Origin of the sequence: Vibrio sp. 10N.261.52.A1, from assembly GCF_002876325.1 — a bacterium.
GTDB classification, from domain to species: domain Bacteria; phylum Pseudomonadota; class Gammaproteobacteria; order Enterobacterales; family Vibrionaceae; genus Vibrio; species Vibrio chagasii.
Window position 1 is genome coordinate 1 of sequence record NZ_MCYD01000809.1, and the last position, 4379, is coordinate 4379.

Below are 4379 nucleotides of genomic sequence, written 5' to 3' on the forward strand. Positions count from 1 at the left end.
ACTTAACAAGTCGTGGCGCTTTTGTTTTGATTCAATCAAATACCTAGTAATAAGCCAGGTTAGAACTCAACGCGATAAACTGATGTGCTACCACTCACTTCATTGCCAACCGCAATAAAGTGGTTACCAGAACGAGTGAAATACTTAATTGACTCTGGACCTAGGTCACCCGCTTTAAAGTTGTAAGTATCGTTGTCGCAATCACCGTCTTCATCAACCTTAGTGCACACTGGTTGTGTGAAGTCTCGGTTGCTCAAGTAGCTGATGAAACTTGCGTTCTTAGGCTGCGTTACATCGTAAACCATGATGCCACCTTGGCGCTCAAGGCCGATAAAGGCATAGTGCTTACCGTTGATCTCAGCCACTTCGATAGCTTCAGGTTCTACCCCTTTATCATCGCTACGATCGTCACCGCTTTGGTTGTTATCATTGGTGCTGTTGAAGTTTGCAGGACCTTGCTCAAGAACGATTCGAGCGAAATCATCACCGCTATCAAACACTAACTCGCCAGACTCATCCCAAATAGAGAAAGAGCGGCTACCGAATGCTTGAACCTTTTGGTCAGCAGCAAGTGTTCCTTGTGGCTTAATCACCTTTAGGCGAGCCAGTTGCTTGTTATCTTTCAACGCTCCAGCCAATGGGTGGTTAGCGTCAACATCTAGCTTCTTGCCACGTACTTCATCAACATAAGCGATACAAAAGTCTTTCTCTGTGGTGTAGTTTTCGGTGCCTTTATAGTCATCGCCATCCCACTCAAAGCCTTTATCGTCACACTCTTTTTGCGTTGTCTTGATGCCATACTCGCGGCCGTCACCTTCGTTCGCCGTCACGATGTAGGTATTGCCATCGACACTGTAGCTAGTGATGCTGTCTGGCATGTAAAGTCCTTCTAACATCGCGTAGTTTTGTAGGTTGCCGATATTTTTGTCTTTATTCGACGCATCCAATTGCGCGCTATCCCAAGGTTTGCCGCCTAAACCAAGAATCGCATCCACCTCTGCCGTTGCGACATCAATGGCTGCTAGTGCGTTGTTCTCTTGCAGGGCAACGTAGAGTTTGCCGTTGTCAGCAAACGTTAGGTATTCAGGCTCTAGGTCTTGAGCAACGGTCGCATTCGGCGCTGAAATTCGAACCTTGTCGGTGAGTTCTTTGTGACGAGGCTGACCTTGATTAAATGCCTTGAAATTAATCTGAGTGACCTTCGCTTGCATCGGCCCATTCGCTAAATCCACCAATGTCACCGAACCTTCAGGATCAATGCTGTAATACGCATTCGGCTCACCTTCATTTGCAGAAGCAATGTAGCGACCATCTTTCGAGAAGCTCACCATGTCTGGCAGTGCGCCAGCTGTGTAAGTGGTGATCAGCTCTAGTGTGTCTGAGCGATACAGAGCAATAATGCCATTTTCTTGTTTGTCGGCGTTTTCAATCGCGACAGCAACTAATCCTTGATGTGTCGAGACGCTATTTGCCGCCCCAATATTGATACCGGAAGCTAAAGCGGCAGATTGAAGATCAATAGAGCCTTCCGAGTTTGGCGAGCTATCGGCATTCATCGATAATACGTCAACTTTCTTTGCTTGAGCATTTACGACATACAATTTATCGGTACATGAATCGTAGCTGACAATTTCTGCTGCGGAAGTTGCGAAAGGAGCGTCAGCAATGGAACTACCAACCAAAGTAAGCCCGGTAACCTCAGCATCACTTGTAATTGGCTGTTGGCTGGATTGGCATTGGAGGCTCAAAGCATCAAGTGAGGCTTGAGAGAGTGTACTAGCCGTAGATGATGTTGACTGAGAACATCCAGCAAGAGCAGAACTCACTGCAATAGGTAGTAATAAAGTCAGCTTATTGATTTTGCGATTCATATATCCTCCATAATTTGAATCGCGATTTTATGAGGTAGTTATGACAGCTATCTTTCTATTTTATTAATAATAGATGACGACAATAGGTCTACTTTACCCATAACAACAAGGCGTTATAGTGACTAATTCATTAACAAAAAAAGGCGCACAAGCTGGCTGGTGCTTGAGCGCCTTCGTAAACTGAATCGTGGATTAGAAGTTGTAACCGCCACCGATCATGAATACCCATGGGTCGATATCAACGTCAGTTTTAAATGTATCTGTCGCAGTCTTGTATGTTGCCGTTGTTCCAATATCTGCGTACCAAACCGATGCGTTTAGGAACCAGTCTTCATTGATCATGTAGTCCATACCAATGTTTGCAGCTAGCCCCCAAGAGTCATCTAAAGATACATCTGTTAGACCCGCATTTTTGCCGTTAGCATTCAAACCTTCATCAAAGAATACGGTGTAGTTAAGGCCAGCACCTACGTATGGGCGGAAGTCACTGTTCGCTTCACCGAAGTAGTATTGAACCATGAACGTTGGTGGAAGGTGTTTAGTATCAGCGATTTTACCTAAACCGTTAACAGAAATGCTGTGAGAAAACGGGCTTGCTGCTAACACTTCAAAGCTGATGTTGTCAGTGAACATGTAACCGAAAGTCAGACCAAGCTGAGTATCAGAATCAACTGAGAATTCTAGGTCAGGGTTATTAAGTACAGCGTCGCTGCTGTCGTTTGGAGATACTGTTGCTGCACCTGCACGGATGATGAAATCACCTTCTTTATGAGCAAGAACATTCGTCGACATAAGAGCCGCAATAACCGCAATACCACATACTGTTTTTTTCATTATTATTTCCTTTGAGGGCTTCATTTTATTGGTGAATGAGTAATCATTTCTTATTTTGCGTGCAAGTTATCACAGAATAACCCCACTTTATTGATGGAAATCAATTTGTGAAAAGTTGTGACTATTTATGTAAATTTATATCGACCCGATCACTTTATTCCTTCATTTTATTGACAGTTTTGTAATGCAACTTTCCCGTGCGTCATTTTGTTTAATCCAACCCCGTCGACTTGTTTTAACGAGTCTGAATCAAAATAGAGCAACCTAAGATTCTAAATGCATCAATGTGGTGCAACGGGATAGAAATCTTTATCCCCTCTTCTAATATTCAATGGGTTACATTTGGCTTAGTGCTTGCAGGGCCTTAAACATAATCATAAATACATTGAGGTTCTGACTATGCAAGACACTCTAACAATCGTTCTAGCCGGCGGTGTTGGCTCTCGGCTTTCTCCTCTCACTGATAACCGCGCAAAGCCAGCGGTGCCTTTTGGTGGCAAATATCGAATCATCGATTTCACGCTCGCGAACTGCCTGCACTCCGGGCTTCGTCAAATACTGGTGCTGACTCAGTACAAGTCTCACTCTTTGCAAAAACACTTACGTGATGGTTGGTCGGTGCTTAACCCCGAGCTCGGCGAATACATCACCAATGTGCCCCCGCAAATGCGAACAGGTGACAGCTGGTATAGCGGTACGGCCGATGCGATTTATCAAAACTTATATTTGCTGTCGCGCAGTGAAGCCAAGCATGTGGTGGTGTTATCGGGCGATCATATCTACCGGATGGATTACGCCCCAATGCTCAAGCAACATAAGCAGAATGAAGCTGACTTAACGGTAGCCTGCATGGAGGTATCGATAGATGAGGCCAAAGAGTTTGGTGTGATGGAGATCGATGAGTCTCATCAGATTAATAACTTTACCGAAAAACCGCGTTACCCCGCGAGCGTACCCGGTAGACCAACGCGAAGTATGGCTTCTATGGGGATTTACATCTTCGACAAAGAAGTACTGACACAAGCATTATTAGCAGACGCTGAAGACCCAGATTCAAGCCATGATTTTGGTAAAGACATCATTCCCAAGTTAGTCGGCAACAACAGTGTTTATGCGTATAAGTTTGGTGACGAAGAAGGGCGCGTAACCCAAGATGCTTACTGGAGAGATGTGGGTACGATCGACTCTTATTATCAATCGAACATGGATTTGTTAAAGCCAACTTCGCCAATCGATTTGTATCAGCCAGATTGGGCAATTCGTACCTATGAGCCGCAACTGCCGCCCGCACGCACCATCGCTTCGGTAGAGGGGAATCAAGGGATTTTCATCAACTCGATGATCGCGAATGGCGTAGTGATTGAAGGTGGTTCAGCGCAAAACTCTATCTTTTTCCCCAAGGTAAAAGTCAGCAATGCCGCGATTGTGATTGATAGTATTCTGTTTGAAGATGTTGAGATTGGAAAAAATTGCCACATTCAAAACTGCATTATAGATAAGAATGTGAAAGTACCAGATGGAACCCAAATTGGTCTTGATAGCCTTGCTGACGCCAAGCGTTTCCACATTTCGAAACAGGGTGTCATCGTCGTACCCTCCTCTTATCAGTTTGAAGAGTAATACTCGACCTCGGGTAGCTTCACCTTAAACGAAAAAGGCAGCGAATTCGCTGCC

General features: G+C 44.7%; 3 protein-coding genes. 1 reads left to right on the forward strand and 2 read right to left on the reverse strand.

Going from position 1 to position 4379, the window contains the following annotated elements; genetic code table 11:
• Positions 1-59: 59 nt before the first annotated feature.
• Complete coding sequence (locus BCT81_RS16885) at positions 60-1871, reverse strand: choice-of-anchor I family protein (RefSeq protein ID WP_102425198.1); 1812 nt, start codon at positions 1869-1871, stop codon at positions 60-62.
• 192 nt (positions 1872-2063) lie between these two features.
• Positions 2064-2705 (reverse strand): outer membrane protein OmpW, encoded by a 642-nt coding sequence (gene ompW, locus BCT81_RS16890; protein ID WP_102425199.1) that lies wholly within the window; start codon positions 2703-2705, stop codon positions 2064-2066.
• A 399-nt stretch (positions 2706-3104) separates the two neighbouring features.
• Between ompW and glgC the strand changes: the two genes are divergently transcribed.
• Positions 3105-4325, forward strand: a complete 1221-nt coding sequence (glgC, locus tag BCT81_RS16895) for a glucose-1-phosphate adenylyltransferase (RefSeq protein ID WP_102425200.1) — start codon at positions 3105-3107, stop codon at positions 4323-4325.
• Positions 4326-4379 lie beyond the last annotated feature (54 nt).

What these genes read in the sequence shown, in the direction of transcription:
- BCT81_RS16885 (WP_102425198.1), bottom strand. Translation starts at nt 1,871, where the DNA reads ATGAATCGCAAAATCAATAAGCTGACTTTATTACTACCTATTGCAGTG.
- ompW (WP_102425199.1), bottom strand. Translation starts at nt 2,705, where the DNA reads ATGAAAAAAACAGTATGTGGTATTGCGGTTATTGCGGCTCTTATGTCG.
- glgC (WP_102425200.1), top strand. Translation starts at nt 3,105, where the DNA reads ATGCAAGACACTCTAACAATCGTTCTAGCCGGCGGTGTTGGCTCTCGG.